Source organism: Stenotrophomonas sp. YJH_SMC_37, from assembly GCF_059370035.1.
This window is the reverse complement of record NZ_JCAFTG010000011.1, coordinates 96609-112932: the sequence shown is the minus strand read 5'-3', so window position 1 is coordinate 112932 and position 16324 is coordinate 96609. Positions and strand designations below refer to the sequence as shown.

Genomic DNA, 16324 nt, shown 5'->3' with positions numbered 1-16324 from the left:
GGCTGCGGCAGCACCCAACGAAAAAGGCCGCGGCAATTGCCGCGGCCTTCTGCACTCAACAAAGCAACAACGCTCAACCGTTCGGAATCAGCGTCTCGATCAGGTGCTCCACATAGGCTTCGAAATCCTCGCGCGCCTGCTTCGGCTGCTGCAGCTGCAACGACAACTGCAGGAAGCCGACATAGGCGGCGTAGGCCAGGCGTGCGCGATGGCGTGCATCGGTCGAGCTGAGCCCTGCCTGGCGGAACGAGGCAACCAGATAGTCGAGGCGACGCTGCGAAACCCGGTCGATCACCGGCCGCACCATCGGATGGTCCAGCGCCTTCAGCAGCTCGCTGTAGATGATGTGCGGCTGCACTTCATGCGCCACCATCTGGAACAGCTGGCGCAGGCGCACACGCGGATCCGGTACGTCTTCCAGGCTGCCGAACACCTGTTCCTGTTCGAACAGTTCCCAGCGCTCCAGCGCCGCCTGCAGCAATGCATCGCGCGAAGGGAAATGCCAGTAGAAACTGCCCTTGGTCACGCCGAGTCGCCGCGCCAGCGGTTCCACCGCAACGGCGCCTACGCCTTGTTCAGCAATCAGGTCGAGGGCCGCCTGGGCCCAGTCTTCGGCACTCAGGCGGCTGTTGCGGCCGGCGCGCGGTTCGCCGGCGGAAGCGTCAGGTTGATTCATGGACTGATTTAACCATACGCCGGGGTTCGTTGCAGTACGCCGTTGCAGGCGAAACCGTCAAAGCCCCCCCCCTGGACCCTAACCTGCAACGCACCATACGATGCAGTATTGACTTCCCCCGCAAGCGATCCATACTAGCAAGTATGGTTATGTCCCCTACTCCCGCTGCGTTCCATGACCTGCGCCTGGAGGCCGCCCATGGCGCCCGCCTCGCGGCCACGGCCAGCGAGCACGGTCGTCGTGGTCGCGTGCTGTTCGCGCACGGCTTCGGCCAGACCCGCCACGCCTGGAACGCCACCGCACGCGCCCTGTCTGCGGCCGGCCTGCAGACACTCGCTTACGACGCGCGCGGCCATGGCGATTCAGACTGGAATGCCACCGACCTGCCCTATCACGGCGAACAGTTCGCTGATGACCTGATCGTGCTGGCCGGTGAACAGCCGCGTGCGCCGGTGCTCGTTGCAGCGTCGATGGGCGGGCTGTTCGGCCTGCTGGCTGAGTCGCGCTGGCCCGGCCTGTTCTCGGCGATGGTACTGGTCGACATCACGCCGCGCTGGGATATCGCCGGCGTCGAACGCATCCTCGCCTTCATGACCGCCCATCCCGACGGCTTTGCCTCGCTGGCCCAGGCCGCCGATGTGATCTCAGCCTACATGCCTCACCGCCCGCGCAAATCCGAGCAGTCGCTGCGTGCCTTGCTACGCGAAGACGGACACGGCCGCTGGCGCTGGCATTGGGACCCGCGCCTGGTGGCCGAACTGGCCCGCGACAGCGAGCAGCACCAGGACGCACTGGCCGAGGCCGCGCGCCAGGTGAAGTGCCCGCTGCTGCTGGTCAGCGGCGGCCGCAGCGATCTGGTCACGCCGCAGACCGTGGCCGAATTCCTGGCGTTGGCGCCGCACGCGCGCCATGTACAGCTGCCGCAGGCCACGCATATGGTCGCAGGCGATGACAACGACGCCTTTACCGCTACTGTGTTGGACTATCTGGACGTGTTGCCCGCAGCGGATGCTGCGGCTTCGTCCGCCACAAACGAGCACGTCACCGGAGCACGCTCATGAGCATCGTTCTTCCCTTCCTCGCCCTGCTGCTGGCAGGCGCGTTCGTCGCCTACCACCGCATGCGGCTGGTTACCTGGACGCTGATCAGCGTGGCCCTGCTGGTCGCCTGCTGGTTCATCCCCTACGTCAACCAGACCGCCACGATCGTGGCGGCCGCCGTGTTGGCCGTCATCGCCGTGCCGCTGCTGCTGCCGTTCATCCGCAAGCCGCTGCTGACCGGCCCGATGATGAAGGTGTTCCGCAAGGTGCTGCCGCCGCTGTCGCAGACCGAGCGCATCGCGCTGGAAACCGGTTCGGTCGGATTCGAGGGCGAACTGTTCACCGGTGATCCGGACTGGAACATCCTGCTCAACTACCCCAAGCCGCAGCTGACTGCCGAAGAACAGGCCTTCCTTGATGGCCCCGTCGAAGAGTTGTGCGCGATGGTCAACGACTGGGAAATCACCCACGTCCATGCCGACCTGCCGCCGGAGCTGTGGGCCTTCATCAAGAAGAACAAGTTCTTCGGCATGATCATCCCGAAGGAATATGGCGGCCTGGGCTTCTCCGCGCTGGCCCACCACAAGGTGATCCAGAAGCTGGCCTCGGTGTCCTCGGTGGTCAGCTCCACCGTCGGCGTACCCAACTCGCTGGGCCCGGGTGAACTGCTGGTGCATTACGGCACCCAGGAACAGAAGGACCAGTACCTGCCGCGCTTGGCCGATGGCCGTGAAGTGCCCTGCTTCGGCCTGACCGGTCCGTTCGCCGGTTCCGACGCCACCTCGATTCCCGATTACGGCATCGTCTGCAAGGGCGAGTGGAACGGCGAGCAGGTGCTCGGCGTCAAGCTGACCTTCGACAAGCGCTACATCACCCTGGCACCGGTCGCCTCGCTGATCGGCCTGGCCTTCCGCATGTACGATCCCGATGGCCTGATCGGCGATACCCGCGATATCGGCATCACCCTGGGCCTGCTGCCGCGCGACACAGCCGGCGTGGAGATCGGTCGTCGCCACTTCCCGCTGAACTCGACCTTCCAGAACGGTCCGATCCGGGGCAAGGATGTGTTCATCCCGCTGACCCAGCTGATCGGTGGCGCGGCCATGGCCGGCAAGGGCTGGAACATGCTCAACGAGTGCCTGGCCGTAGGCCGCTCGATCACCCTGCCGTCCACCGCCAGCGGTGGTGCCAAGGCCGGTGCGGCCGTCACCGGCGCCTATGCACGCATCCGCAAGCAGTTCGGCCTGTCGGTCGGCCGCTTCGAGGGCGTCGAGGAGGCGCTGGCCCGCATCGGTGGCAAGGCCTACAAGATCAGCGCACTGTCGCAGGCCACCGCCGCGGCGGTCGACCGCGGTGACGTGCCGTCGGTGCCGTCGGCCATCGCCAAGTATCACTGCACCACTATGAGCCGCGAAGTGATCTCGGACATGATGGACGTGATCGGCGGCAAGGGCATCATCCTGGGGCCGCGCAACTTCGCCGGCCGCAGCTGGCAGGCCGCGCCGATCGCGATCACCGTGGAAGGCGCCAACATCATGACCCGCAGCCTGCTGATCTTCGGCCAGGGTGCGATCCTCTGCCACCCATGGGTGCTGAAGGAGATGAAGGCGGCGCAGGATCCGGACACCCGTGCCGGCCTGCAGGAGTTCGACCGCAGCCTGTTCGGCCACATCCGCTACGGCATCTCCAACGCCGTGCGTTCGTTCTGGTTCGGCCTGACCGGCGCGCGCTTCGGCGCCGCTCCGGGTGACGCCTACACCCGCCGCTACTTCCGCAAGCTGGACCGTTACTCGGCCAACCTGGCCCTGATGGCCGACATCTCGATGATGACCCTCGGCGGCAAGCTGAAGTTCAAGGAATCGCTGTCCGGCCGCCTGGGCGACGTGCTGAGCCACGTCTACATGACCAGCGCAATGCTCAAGCGCTACCACGACGAAGGCGCACCGCAGGCCGACCAGCCGCTGCTGGCCTGGGCCTTCCATGACAGCGTGCACAAGATCGAAGAGTCGCTGTCGGCCGCACTGCGCAACTTCCCGATCCGTCCGATCGGCTGGCTGATGTGGGCACTGATCTTCCCGCTGGGCCGTCGTGCCGAGGCGCCGGGCGATCGCCTGAGCCGCCGTGTCGCCGCCCTGCTGATGGCGCCGAACGAAGCCCGCGACCGCCTGGCCAGTGGCGTGTTCCTGACCCCGTGCGAGAACAACCCGGGTGGCCGCATCAACAGCTACCTGAGCAAGGCGATCATGGCCGAGCCGGTGGAGCGCAAGTTCCTCAAGGCGCTGAAGAGCAAGGGCATCGAGGCGCTGGATTTCAAGAGCCAGCTGGACGAGGCCGTGGCCGAGGGCGTGATCACCCAGGACGAGCGCAGCCTGCTGGAAGAGCTGCGCACGCTCACCCTGGACACGATCACCGTGGACGACTTCGACACCCACGAACTGCGCGCGGCCAGCTACTACGACCGCCAGCACAAGGACCCGCATTCGCAGGCGGCCTGATCGCCCGCGACACACGTTGCCTTCGACGGCGGGCCTCGGCCCGCCGTCGCGTTATCCGCCGACCGGAATACCCCTCATGTCCACACCCCTGCTCTCGCTTTACCAACGCCTGCAGCGCTGGCCTGCTGGCAACTGGCTGTTCTCGCGCGCGGTGTGTTTCAAGGCGCCCTACTTCGCCAGCATCGCGCCGTGCATCACCCGCCTGGAACACGGCCGCTGCGAAGGGACGCTGGCCGACCGCCGCAGGGTACGCAACCACATCGGCACGGTGCATGCGATCGCGATGTGCAACCTGGCCGAACTGACCGCCGGGTTGATGGTCGATGCATCGCTGCCGAAGGGCATGCGCTGGATCCCGAAGGGGATGCAGGTGCAGTACCTGGCCAAGGCACGAGGCACACTGCAGGCGGTGGCGCTGCCGGTACAGCCGATTGTCGTCGCGGCCGAAGGCTATGCGCTGCCGGTGACGGTCAGCGTGCGCGACCGGGCGGGGACGGAAGTGTTCAGCGCGGTCATCGACATGTGGATGTCGCCGGCGAAGTAGGTTCCCGCGAACGGCGCAGCCCCTCGTGGGTGGACGCGGGATGCGGTTTATCGGTTGGGCCGGAGGGGTGGGGCCAGGCGGGGACGCCGCAAGTACGTCCGTGTAGGCTTAGCCGCGCCATCCATGGCGCGGATACCCCGCCCGGCCCCCCCCTCCGGCCTCGGACGGATCTCTGCGGCGTCCCCCACGGAAGAGAGAAAGAAGAGCAAAAGCAAAAGCGACCCATCGGCCGCTTTTTTCCATGCACGCAGAATCCACGAGCGCAGCGACCCGCTGTTGCTCTTGATCTTCTTTTTTCTTCTCCGTGGGCTGGCCGCGCACGGAACCTGTCTGAGGCCGGGCGGGTTGGGTTCGCGGGGGTGTCCGCGGCATGAATGCCGCGGCCAAGCCTACAGGGACGTACTTGCGGCGTCCCCCGCGAACCCAACCCGCCCGGCCAACCCCATGAGAAGCTCTACGCGACCAACCCACGAGGGGCTGCGCCGTTGGCTGGAAACTACGCCACCGCGCGAAGAACCAACGCCAGGATCGCAGGCACCGCCTGGATCATGAAAATGCGGCGGCTCACGCTGTAGGCGCCATAGCACCCGGCCACCACCACGCAGGCCAGCGAGAACGTCACCAGCACTGGCTGATCGATCACCAGCCCCCCTACGATGCCCGCCGCCAGGAAGCCGTTGTACAGGCCCTGGTTGGCCGCCAGCACGCGCGTGATCTCTGCCTTCTCCGGCGTGTTGCGGAAGGTCTTCAGGCCCAGCGGGCGGGTCCACAGGAACATCTCCAGCACCAGGAAGTACAGGTGCAGCACCGCGACCAGCACGGTCAGCAGCAGCGCGATCAGCGACATCGTTTCTCTCCTCGGGAAGATTGGGCCGCGTCAGCGGTCGCGCGGCAGTTTCTTTTCTTCGCGCAGCACGCCGAACGCGGCCAGGGTCATGAAGCCGGCCACCGCCACGCCACCCATGAACACCACGTGCGAGCCGAACAGGGACAGCCCCTTGTGCAGCCACGCAAAGCTCAGGTCCGCGCCCCGGTAGACCACCGTGTCGATCGCTGCGCCGGCCTTATAGCGCCACTGGCGGTCCACGCGGGTGTAGATGGTTTCGCGCGCCGGCTTGGCCAGCGCGAATTCACTGGCGCGGGTCATCACCTGCGCCACCGCGACCATCAGCGGCATCGGCGAGGCCGCCAGCACCGAGAAGCCGATCAGGATCGCGAAACCAGGAATCAGCAGCGCCGGCGCAATGCCATGCCGGGACAGCAGCCAGCGGGTCAGGGCGAGCTGCATCAGCAGCGCCAGTGCGTTCACCGCCAGGTCGATACGCGAGAAGAAGGCCGTAGCAGCGCCTGCATCGTTGAATGCCTCACGCACGATGCTGGCCTGCTGGTTGTACAGCAGGGTGCCCACGCCCACACCGAACACCACCATGATCGCCAGCCAGCGCAGCAGAGGTTCACGCACGATCAGTTTCAAGCCATCCAGCACGCTGCCGCCCATTGGCTTCTCGCCGGACACCAGTTGCTGCTCGCGTTCGCGCAGCACCGCCCAGTGCCGCAGCCGCCAGATGCACAACAGGCAGACGACCAGGAATCCCGCAGAGACCAGCATCAGGTTGGCGATACCCACGCGCTGCACCAGCGCACTGGTGATGATCGGACCGAGGAAGGCACCGACGGTGCCAGCCGCGCCGATGTAACCGTAGAAAGCACGTGCCTGCGCGTTGGAAAACACATCGGCCATGAAGCTCCAGAACACCGCCACCGCGAACAGGTTGAAGACAGTGATCCAGAAAAAGAACGCCATGCCGCGGCCCGGCACACCGCTATCGAACAGTACGTAGAAGCCCAGCAGGGTGACGATGAAGAACCCATACACCGCCGGCAGGAACACCCGCCGCGGGAAGCGGCTGACCAGCCAGCCGTACACCGGCTGCAGCACCAGCATGATCACGAACACGCAGGAAAACAGGAACTGCAGGACAAAGTCCTTCAACGCAATGCCGTGGCCGGCGAACCAGGCGATCAGCACTGGCGGGAACACCGTTTCCAGGTCCGCCGAGGCAGCCATCGCCTCACGCACCGGGCGCAGCACGTAGTAGCCGCTGAGCAGGCAGAAGAAGTACAGGAACGACCACCACAGCGCCGGCGACTCACGCAGTGCCGCCGTCAGCCCACGCAGCGGCCCCTTGCCCTTCACCGCGCTCACGCGGCGTCCCTCGCCAGAAGACGGCGGTTGGACAGCGGCATGGCAGGCTCCGGGGCGGTGAAGCGCGTACGTTAGCCAATGCACTGCAACATCGCCAGCGTGACGCGCGCACCGATGGCCGCAACGTAGTGGCATGAGAGGCAGGAACGACACGTTCGGACACACTTCCAGAGCGTCGAAATGCCAACTTTTTCAACGAGATGCGCATTCATCTTCGCTTTGTTTGTGCACAGGGGAAAAGCGGCGCTAGAATCGCCATCAGCAGTCGCGCACGGGTCCAACCGATGAAAAAGAACAGCCTGCGTCGTCCGATCCGATCGGCGGCCACCGGTTTGCTGGGCATGTTGATGCCCGTTGCCTTGTCCACCACCGCGCAGACCCCGCCGGCGTTGCCGCCGATGCCGACCAACATCGAAACTGCTGCGGGTCCCACCGTCGCCCACACCCAGCCGGCGGCCTACCGCACCGGCCTGGTGCCCCGCGTGCAGGCCCCGGCGCCCGGCTTCAACGTCGCCAACATCGAATCGATGGCGCAGCAGCTCACCTATGGCGAACGCGTGCCGGGCATGGCGGTGGCGATCGTTCAGGGCGGCCGTATCCTCAGCGCGCGCGGCTATGGCGTCACCGACGTCAACAATCCGCTGCCAGTTGATGCGCACACCGTGTTCCGCCTGGCCTCGCTGTCCAAGGCCTTCGCCGGCACCATGGCCGGCCTGCTGGTCAACGACGGCACGCTGCGCTGGGACAGCAAGGTCACCGACTACGTGCCGGGTTTCCGCCTGAACTCGCCGGAAGCCACTGATCGCCTGACCGTGGCCGACGTGCTCAGCCATCGCGTCGGCCTGCCGTACAACGCCTACGACCGCGACATCGAAGGCAACGCCGAGTACTACGCGTTGACCCAGAAACTGGCCAACACCAGCCTGAAGTGCCTGCCGGGCGAGTGCTATGCCTACCAGAACGTGGCCTTCAGCCTGATCGGCGATGTCGTCTACGCGGCCTCCGGCAGCTTCTACGAACAGTCGGTCGAGCGCCGTATCTTCAAGCCGCTGGGCATGAACGATGCCAGCCTCGGCCTGGCCGGCATCCAGGCCAGCTCGCGCTGGGCGCGTCCGCACGTGCGCAGCCGCAACGGCTGGGTCTCGCTGACGCCGAAGCCGACCTACTACCGGGTCGCCCCGGCGGCCGGCGTCAATGCCAGTGCCAGCGACATGGCGCAGTGGCTGCTCGCCCACACCGGCCACCGCCCCGACGTGCTGCCCGCACCGCTGCTGGCCACGCTGCATTCGAGCCTGATCAGCACCCCCGGCGAGATGCGTTCAGGCTGGCGCCGTGAGCGCCTGCATTCGGCGGGCTATGCCCTGGGCTGGCGCACCTTCGACTACGCCGGCCACGACGTGGTGTTCCATGCCGGTGCCGTACAGGGTTACCGCGGCCTGGTCGCGCTGGTGCCGGAACGCGATCTGGGCATCGCCATCATGTGGAACGGCGAAAGCAGCCTGCCCAGCGGCCTGCTGCCGACCGTGCTCGACTCCGCGCTCGGCCTGCCGGCGCAGCGCTGGCTGGACGTGGACACCGACTTCGGAAGCGACAACCTGATGGCCGAGGGCAGCAGCCCTGCGCAGCAGCAGGACAAGCGCAAGGGCAAGGGCGCCTCGAGCAACCGCGCGGTGGCTTCCCCGCGCTGATCCGGCGGGCTCGACCGTGAGCATCAAGGGCGGCCTGGGGGCCGCCCTTTTTGTTGTTTTGTAGGACCTGGCCATGCCCGGCCAGCTCGGAAGACAGGCCCCTGCTCCACAGATGCAGCGCGTCAAACGTCAGAAAGGCAGTCGGCCATGGCTCGGTGCTGGCAATGGCCCCATAAAAAAACCCCCTCCCCGCTGGGCAGCCAGGGAAGGGGTTTCAGGATGCGGCTATCGGGAAGTACTTAGATCAGCGGTGCCGGGGTTGCCGGCAGAGCGACCGGAGCGGCCTTCTTCTTGCGGGCGGCCGGCTTGCGCTTGGCAACCTTCTTCGCTGCCTTCTTCGGGGCAGCCTTCTTGGTGGCCTTCTTCGCGGTCTTCTTCACTGCCTTCTTGGCGGTCTTCTTGACGGCCTTCTTGGCAGTTGCCTTCTTCGCGACCTTCTTGGCCGGCTTGCGGGCCGTTGCCTTCTTGGCAGTCTTCTTGGTGGCCTTCTTGGCTACCTTCTTGGTGGCCTTCTTGGCAGTGGACTTCTTGGCGACCTTCTTCGCCGCCTTCTTCACTGCCTTCTTCGCAGTGGCCTTCTTGGCGACCTTCTTCGCAGCCTTCTTCACCGCCTTCTTGGCAGTCGCCTTCTTCGCGACCTTCTTCACTGCCTTCTTGGCAGCGGCCTTCTTCGCGACCTTCTTCACCGCTTTCTTGGCGGCGGGCTTTTTCTTCGCAGCTTTCTTGGTTGCCATGGGATGGCTCCTCGTCAGTGATAGGGAGTTGAAACGCCCAGGTGGATCAAACCCGCGGATGCTGCGTGCGGGGACCGCCGGCGCGTCAGGCGCGCCGTTACGGATGCGGCAATGCCAGCCTCGATCGGCGGAGCGGGCATCGGAACGGGAGTTGCCTTGCATTTCTCCGGGGGAAGCGGGGCCATGTCCACCGTCATCAGGGTCGCGGTGGTCTTGAAGGGGCTGCTTCGCATCGGACGATTGATTCTGCGCACTCGGTTGGGCAGGCAAGGTCTGCTGAGGCGAAACCTAATCACGGTTTTTTTTACTGTCAACAACCCCCGCGAAAAATTTTCACATCCGCGCCATCCATGGTGGTGCCTGCACGGTCGCCACGCTCCGCGCTCGACGACCGCCGAAGCGCCACGCACGCATGCTGCCTGCAGCAACAACCATGCAAGCGTTGAACAAAAAGTACTTGAAATAAGCACTCTGCGCAGATGCATGCACGTCGGTGGCCACTGCGTGCACACATCGCCAGCACCGGCTGCCGCTGGCACCAACGCCAGCACAACGGCGCCGCAACGGGGGGCAAAAAGTTTTCACATCCGAGTACGTCGGCGCGGGGCGGAAACGCGGATTTGCGCAAAACTGCGCACGCCGATCGGCACCGATTGTCAGTCCGCTGATGCCACGCCGAGGGTGCCAAGCGAACCGGCCGTCATGAGTCCGACGCACTCGCCAAAACGAAAACGGCCACCCGAAGGTGGCCGTTTCAGAATCCGCAAGCGCGACTCAGTGGTCGTCGCTCTCCAGGACTTCGGCGTACGCGTCCGGATCCAGCAGATCGTTGACCTCTTCGGCGTTGGCCAGTTCGACCACGAACATCCAGCCTTCGCCGTAGGCATCTTCGTTGATGGTTTCCGGCTTGTCGGACAGGGCTGAGTTGACCTCGACGACCTTGCCGCTGATCGGGCTGTAGACGTCCGAGGCGGCCTTCACCGACTCGACAACGGCGATCTGTTCGCCGGCCTTGGCCTCGGCGCCGACTTCGGGCAGTTCGACGTAGACCAGGTCACCCAGCAGGCCCTGGGCGTGGTCGGAAATACCGACGGTGACGCGGCCATTGCCTTCGACACGGGCCCACTCATGGGACTTGAGGAACTTGAGGTCGCCGGGGATCTCGCTCATGGGACTGCTCCAGAGATATGCAGGGGGTGGAAAAAACGGGGCTAGTGTAACCAACCGGCCGTCACTGCTGTCAGTGACGACCGGCACGTTCGGATCAGGCGTCGGCGAGCACGCCGGGCTGGGCCTGGCCTTCGCGCACGAACGGGAACTTGACCACGCGTACCGGCACCTGCCGGCCGCGGATGTCGACGGTGACCTGGCCGAGTTCACCGGCCGGCACGCGGGCGAAGGCGATGCCCTTGGCCAGCGTCGGCGAGAAGGTGCCGGACAGGATCTCGCCCTCGCCGCCGGCCGTCGTCACTGCCTGGCCGTGGCGCAGCACGCCCTTTTCGTCCATCACCAGGCCGATCATCTGGCGCGCGGTGCCGGCAGCCTTCTGCGCTTCCAGCGCGCCGCGGCCGATGAAGTCGCGGCCTTCGTCCAGCGACACGGTCCAGGCCAATGCTGCCTCATATGGGCTGATCTCTTCGTCCATGTCCTGGCCGTACAGGTTCATGCCGGCTTCCAGGCGCAGCGTGTCGCGCGCGCCGAGGCCTGCCGGCTTCACGCCTGCCGCCAGCAGGCGGTTCCAGAACGCGACCACGGCATCCTGCGGCAGCAGGATTTCGAAGCCGTCTTCGCCGGTGTAGCCGGTGCGGGCGACAAACAGCTCGACGCCATCGTCGGACTGCACCTGCAGGGCGGCGAAGCGGCCCAGCTTGGTCAGCGCGGCGCGGTCGGCTTCGCGGGCCAGGCTGATGACGATGTCGCGCGCCTGCGGCCCCTGCACGGCCAGGATGGCCAGGTCCGGACGCTGCTCGACGGACACGCCGAACGGTGCGGCCTGCTCACGCAGCCAGGCCAGATCCTTTTCGCGGGTCGAGGCATTGACCACCATGCGGAAGAAGTCGTCGCCCAGGTAGTAGACGATCAGGTCGTCGATGACGCCGCCACGGGGATTCAGCATGCACGAGTACAGTGCCTTGCCGGTGACCTTCAGCTTGTCGATCGAGTTGGCCAGCAGGCGGCGCAGGAACGGCTTGACCTGCTCACCGCGCAGATCGACCACGGTCATGTGGCTGACGTCGAACACACCGGACTCACGGCGCACCAGGTGGTGCTCGTCGAGCTGCGAGCCGTAGTGGATGGGCATGTCCCAACCCCCGAAATCGACCATCTTGGCGCCAAGGGCGCGGTGGGTATCGTTGAGCAGCGTCTTCTGGGTCATGACCGGGTCCGGCAGCAGAGGAAACAAGAACCCCCATTATCCCAGATCGGTCACCCACAGGTCGCGCCGCAGCGCAGCGCCGGAGCCGAGCCCACGCGACGCCCGCACGAAGAGGCCCGGCTCTACAAGGAGCGGCCCGCAGCCTCAACCTGCAGCGTGCTGCCCTGTACCGCCAGCACCCGTACCCACGTACCCGCCGGCAGCTCCGGGCCGCTCACCGGCCAGGACGCGTCATCGATGCTGACCCGGCCCTGCCCGCTGACGATGCCCTGCTGCAAGGGCACCACCCGACCGACCAGCTGCTCGGCACGGCGGTTGAGCAACGGCGCATCGCTGGGCCGCGCCCTTTTCCTGCCCCAGCGCCGGTAGCACTGGATCGAGACCACGCTCAGCACGACGAAGGCAACGACCTGCCACAGCAACGGAATGCCGCTGAACACCGCAACCAGGACGAACACGGCCGCTGCGCCAATGCCGATCCACAGCATGAACGCCCCGGGTGCCAACGCCTCTGCCGCGAACAGCAGCAGCGCCAACGCGCCCCAACCGACGACTTCCCAGCGCATGTCAGCCTCCGATCGGCGGTGGCCGCTTGCCTGCGGCCTTGGTGGTCTGGTCGCCCAGTGCCTGCTTGGCCAGTTCGGCCACGCCAGCGATCGAACCGATCACGCCGCTGGCCTCCATCGGCATCAGCACCAGCTTCTGGTTCGGCGAGCTGGCCAGTTCCTTGAACGCCTCGACGTACTTCTGGGCGACGAAGTAGTTGATCGCCTGCACGTCACCTTCGGCAATCGCCGCCGACACCATCTGGGTCGCCTTGGCTTCGGCCTCGGCCAGGCGCTCGCGGGCCTCCGCATCGCGGAACGCGGCTTCGCGACGGCCCTCAGCCTCCAGCACGGTAGCCTGCTTTTCGCCATCGGCGCGCAGGATCTCCGACTGGCGCGAACCCTCTGCCTCGAGGATCTGCGCGCGCTTCTCGCGCTCAGCCTTCATCTGCCGCGCCATCGCATCCAGCAGGTCGCGCGGCGGCTGGATGTCGCGGATCTCGATGCGGTTGACCTTCACGCCCCAGGGATTGGTGGCATGGTCGACCACGCTCAGCAGCTGGGCATTGATCACCTCGCGCTGGCTGAGCGATTCATCCAGGTCCATCGAGCCGATCACGGTACGGATGTTGGTCTGCACCAGGGCGATCATTGCCACTTCCAGATTCGCGACCTCATAAGCGGCCTTGGCAGCGTCCAGGACCTGGAAGAACACCACGCCGTCCACGCGCACGGCGGCGTTGTCCTTGGTGATCACCTCCTGGCTGGGCACATCCAGCACCTGCTCCATCATGTTCACCTTGCGCCCCACCCCGTACACGATCGGGATCAGGAAATGCAGGCCCGGCGTCATGGTGTGCGTGTAGCGCCCGAAGCGCTCGACGGTCCATTCGAAGCCCTGGGGCACCATCCGTACCGCTTTGAACAGGATGACCACGGCCACGAAGGCCAGTACCACGGTAAAGAACATGGTCGGGAACATCTCGCTTTCCTTATCTGTGACGTCCAGGCCCCAGCATAGCGCGTGAAGGCCACATTCACAGCGGAACTACCAGGGCACGCGCCCGCGCAGGATGTCGGCGAACATCACCCAGTCGCCCATGAACGAGTACAGCGGATGCTGGAAGGTGGCCGGACGGTTCTTCTCGAAGAAGAAATGGCCGACCCAGGCGAATCCATAGCCGCAGGCCAGCGCAGCGAGCAACAGCATCGGCTGCCCGCGCAGGCCCGCTGCCATGACCAGCACCAGCACGCCGCAGCTGCCGATGAAGTGCAGCCGCCGCGAAACCGGGTGGCGGTGCTCGCTGAGATAGAACGGATAGAACTCGCGGAAGCTGGCGAAGCGGGACATGCGCGTGCTCCGGGAACCAGGGCCGCCACCATCATGCACCATCGCTGCCCTTGCAGCATCGAGCCATGCTCGGCTTGCGCGCGCCGGCGCAGTGGGAAGGAAGAGCGGCCGAGCATGGCTCGGCCCTACACCGATGAGGTGCGCGGACCGAACATGATCACTGCCATGCCGGCCAGGCACAGGGCGGCACCGAACAGGTCCCACCGGCTGGGACGGATGCCGTCGACCAGCCACAACCAGAACAGCGCCGTGCCGATGTAGACCCCACCGTAGGCGGCATAGACCCGCCCACTGGCGGTCGGGTGCAGGGTCAGCAGCCAGGCGAACAGCGCCAGGCTGGCGGCCGCCGGCAGCAGCAGCCAGATGCTGCCGCCCTTGCGCAGCCACAGCCACGGCAGATAGCAGCCGACGATCTCGGCCAGCGCGGTCAGCAGGAACAGGCCGAGTGTCTTCACGCTTTCTCCGCTGCCTTGGCTTGCTGCCACAGCGCTTCCTGCGCCTCCAGGTCCATCGCGGCCAGCGCTTCCCCCTGCGCGTCGGCCTGCGCTTCCATCGCACGGAAGCGACGTTCGAACTTGTGGTTGGCCCCGCGCAGCGCCGCACCCAGGTCGATGTCGGCATGGCGGGCCAGGTTGGCGCAGACGAACAGCAGGTCACCCAGCTCTTCCTGCAGGCGCGCCTTGTTGCCGGCGATATCGCCGCGCTCGAACTCCTCGCGCAGCTCCTGCAGTTCCTCGGCCGCCTTGTCCAGCACCGGCAGCGGACCTGGCCAGTCGAAACCGACCTTGGCCGCGCGCGACTGCAGCTTCACCGCACGTTGCCACTCCGGCAAGCCGCGCGAGATGCCGGCCAGTGCGGAGGTGTCCTGCTCGCCCTTGGCCGCACGCTCGGCACGCTTGATCGCCTCCCAGTTGCGCGTCACGCCGTGGGCATCGTCGACGCTCACCTCGGCGAACACGTGCGGGTGGCGGCGCTGCATCTTGTCGCTGATCGCGCGGGCCACGTCTGCGAAGGCGAAGCTGCCCTGCTCTTCGGCCATGCGCGCATGGAACACCACCTGTAGCAGCAGATCGCCCAGTTCATCGCAAAGATCATCGAGATCGCCGCGATCGATCGCATCGGCCACTTCGTAGGCTTCCTCGATGGTATATGGCGCGATGGTTGCGAAGTTCTGCTCCAGGTCCCAAGGGCAGCCGCCCTGCGGGTCGCGCAGGCGCGCCATGATCGCCAGCAGGCGCTCCAGCTCATGGGTGGCGGCGCTGCCGGTGGTGGGAGTGTCGTGCGCGCTCATGCGGCCTCCAGGGTCAGTCGGACAACCAGTCGCGCCATGGCAGGCTGGTGTCACCAAGGGCAATGAAATCGCCGTTCAACAGGGTTTCGCGGCGGTTGTAACGGAACGGCTTGCCGGTCGCGGCCGACAGCACCGCGCCGCCGGCGGCGTGCAGCACGCACTGGCCAGCGGCGGTATCCCATTCGGAGGTCGGGCCCAGCCGCGGATAGACATCCAGGCCACCTTCGGCGATCCGGCAGAACTTCAGCGACGAGCCCTGCGCGATGGTCTCGATGCGGCCCATCCTTGCCAGCAGGGCCTCGGTTTCCGGTGAGCGGTGCGAGCGGCTGGCAGCAACCCGCAGCGGTGCGGTGGCCGGCGTGCGGGTGCGCAGCACGGTGTCGTGCAGGCCCTGCCGGCGATAGGCCAGCTCGCCGCGCATGGCATGCCAGACGATGCCGGTCACCGGGGCCAGCACCACGCCGAAGGCCGGTGCGCCCTGGTAGATCAGCGCGATGTTGACACTGAACTCGCCGTTGCGCTTGACGAATTCACGGGTGCCGTCGAGCGGATCGACCAGCCAGTACGCGCCCCAGTGGCGGCGCTGCTCCCAGGCCACCTGTGCCGATTCTTCGGACAGGATTGGCAGGTCCGGGGTCAGCTGCTGCAGGCCCTGTTCAATGACCTGGTTGGCCGCCAGGTCGGCACTGGTGACAGGGCTGCTGTCGTCCTTGATCTGTACATCGAAGCCATCGGCATAGACCTGCATGATGGCCCGTCCGGCGTCCTGGGCGATGGCGATGGCGGTCTCGCGCAGGTCCGTGGTCAGCTTGATCATCGCAGTCCCTGCAGCCACTGGCGGGCGATGAACAGTGCCGCCAGCGAGCGCCCCTCGGAAAAGTCCTCGCGCAGCATCAGCTGGTCCAGCTCGGCCAGCTTCCACGGGATGACTTCCAGTTCTTCCGGCTCGTCGCCGGCCAGCTTTTCCGGGTACAGGTCGCGTGCCACCACCAGCCACGACTGGTGGCTCATGTAGGTCGGGGCCAGGGTCATCGCGCGCAGCACATCGACCCGGCGCGCGCCGAAACCGGCCTCTTCCTTCAGCTCGCGGTCGGCGGCCTGCTCGGGGGTCTCGCCGGCATCGATCCGCCCCTTGACCAACCCCAGTTCATAGCGGTGCATGCCGGCAGCGTATTCACGTACCAGCAGTACGGTCTCGTCGTCGAGCATCGGCACCACCACCACTGCGCCATGACCTCGGCTGACCAGACGTTCGAACCGGCGGCGTTCGCCGTTGGAGAACTCCAGGTCCAGATGCTGCCGCTGGAAGGGGCCGTTCTCCTCATCGGTGATCCGATGGATGATCGGCAAGCGACGCCCGGCACGGTCATCGTTCAT

General features: G+C 66.1%; 17 protein-coding genes. 4 read left to right on the top strand and 13 right to left on the bottom strand.

Features of this window, described 5'->3' with window-relative positions:
- Positions 1-73 precede the first annotated feature (73 nt).
- Positions 74-676, bottom strand: coding sequence for a TetR/AcrR family transcriptional regulator (locus tag AC5P8J_RS15945; RefSeq protein ID WP_005418411.1), 603 nt, complete (start codon positions 674-676; stop codon positions 74-76).
- A gap of 143 nt (positions 677-819) precedes the next feature.
- On the opposite strand from AC5P8J_RS15945, the gene AC5P8J_RS15940 reads away from it, so the two are divergent.
- From AC5P8J_RS15940 to AC5P8J_RS15930, 3 genes are all read left to right on the top strand, one after another.
- Positions 820-1737: an alpha/beta fold hydrolase gene (locus AC5P8J_RS15940; protein ID WP_021204705.1), complete on the top strand. Its 918-nt coding sequence runs from the start codon at positions 820-822 to the stop codon at positions 1735-1737.
- On the top strand, positions 1734-4211 hold the full coding sequence (locus AC5P8J_RS15935) for an acyl-CoA dehydrogenase (RefSeq protein WP_021204706.1): 2478 nt from the start codon (positions 1734-1736) through the stop codon (positions 4209-4211). The genes AC5P8J_RS15940 and AC5P8J_RS15935 overlap by 4 nt, the downstream gene beginning before the upstream one ends.
- A 76-nt stretch (positions 4212-4287) precedes the next feature.
- On the top strand, positions 4288-4755 hold the full coding sequence (locus AC5P8J_RS15930) for a hotdog fold domain-containing protein (RefSeq protein WP_227854420.1): 468 nt from the start codon (positions 4288-4290) through the stop codon (positions 4753-4755).
- Positions 4756-5251: 496 nt separating this feature from the next.
- Here the strand turns inward: AC5P8J_RS15930 and AC5P8J_RS15925 are convergent, their stop codons facing one another.
- Both AC5P8J_RS15925 and AC5P8J_RS15920 read right to left on the bottom strand, forming a co-directional pair.
- Positions 5252-5602: a DUF1304 domain-containing protein gene (locus AC5P8J_RS15925; RefSeq protein WP_111098948.1), complete on the bottom strand. Its 351-nt coding sequence runs from the start codon at positions 5600-5602 to the stop codon at positions 5252-5254.
- A 30-nt stretch (positions 5603-5632) separates the two neighbouring features.
- Positions 5633-6961, bottom strand: coding sequence for an NTP/NDP exchange transporter (locus AC5P8J_RS15920; protein WP_227854419.1), 1329 nt, complete (start codon positions 6959-6961; stop codon positions 5633-5635).
- Between the two features lie 284 nt (positions 6962-7245).
- Here AC5P8J_RS15920 and AC5P8J_RS15915 point away from each other — a divergent pair, with 284 nt between their 5' ends.
- Positions 7246-8649, top strand: coding sequence for a serine hydrolase domain-containing protein (locus AC5P8J_RS15915; protein ID WP_019660081.1), 1404 nt, complete (start codon positions 7246-7248; stop codon positions 8647-8649).
- A gap of 239 nt (positions 8650-8888) precedes the next feature.
- Here the strand turns inward: AC5P8J_RS15915 and AC5P8J_RS15910 are convergent, their stop codons facing one another.
- The 10 genes from AC5P8J_RS15910 to nudE all read right to left on the bottom strand — a co-directional run bounded on the left by AC5P8J_RS15910 (position 8889) and on the right by nudE (position 16324).
- Positions 8889-9383, bottom strand: coding sequence for a hypothetical protein (locus tag AC5P8J_RS15910; protein ID WP_019660082.1), 495 nt, complete (start codon positions 9381-9383; stop codon positions 8889-8891).
- Positions 9384-10157: 774 nt separating this feature from the next.
- A complete protein-coding gene (gene gcvH, locus AC5P8J_RS15905) occupies positions 10158-10553 on the bottom strand; it encodes a glycine cleavage system protein GcvH (RefSeq protein ID WP_019660083.1) in 396 nt (131 codons plus the stop codon).
- A 94-nt stretch (positions 10554-10647) separates the two neighbouring features.
- The gene (gene gcvT, locus AC5P8J_RS15900; RefSeq protein WP_227852384.1) at positions 10648-11760 is read right to left on the bottom strand and encodes a glycine cleavage system aminomethyltransferase GcvT; all 1113 of its coding nucleotides are present in this window, start codon (positions 11758-11760) and stop codon (positions 10648-10650) included.
- Positions 11761-11882: 122 nt separating this feature from the next.
- Positions 11883-12326, bottom strand: coding sequence for an NfeD family protein (locus AC5P8J_RS15895; RefSeq protein ID WP_019660085.1), 444 nt, complete (start codon positions 12324-12326; stop codon positions 11883-11885).
- Between the two features lies 1 nt (position 12327).
- Complete coding sequence (locus AC5P8J_RS15890) at positions 12328-13287, bottom strand: SPFH domain-containing protein (protein WP_019660086.1); 960 nt, start codon at positions 13285-13287, stop codon at positions 12328-12330.
- 66 nt (positions 13288-13353) lie between these two features.
- On the bottom strand, positions 13354-13656 hold the full coding sequence (locus AC5P8J_RS15885) for an Mpo1-like protein (protein WP_019660087.1): 303 nt from the start codon (positions 13654-13656) through the stop codon (positions 13354-13356).
- Positions 13657-13781: 125 nt separating this feature from the next.
- A complete protein-coding gene (locus AC5P8J_RS15880) occupies positions 13782-14111 on the bottom strand; it encodes a YnfA family protein (RefSeq protein ID WP_010482716.1) in 330 nt (109 codons plus the stop codon).
- Positions 14108-14947, bottom strand: a complete 840-nt coding sequence (gene mazG, locus AC5P8J_RS15875; protein WP_111102081.1) for a nucleoside triphosphate pyrophosphohydrolase — start codon at positions 14945-14947, stop codon at positions 14108-14110. Before mazG ends, AC5P8J_RS15880 begins: the two co-directional genes overlap by 4 nt.
- A gap of 13 nt (positions 14948-14960) precedes the next feature.
- Positions 14961-15764, bottom strand: a complete 804-nt coding sequence (gene cysQ, locus AC5P8J_RS15870; RefSeq protein WP_021203306.1) for a 3'(2'),5'-bisphosphate nucleotidase CysQ — start codon at positions 15762-15764, stop codon at positions 14961-14963.
- Positions 15761-16324 (bottom strand): ADP compounds hydrolase NudE, encoded by a 564-nt coding sequence (nudE, locus tag AC5P8J_RS15865; protein WP_019660090.1) that lies wholly within the window; start codon positions 16322-16324, stop codon positions 15761-15763. Before nudE ends, cysQ begins: the two co-directional genes overlap by 4 nt.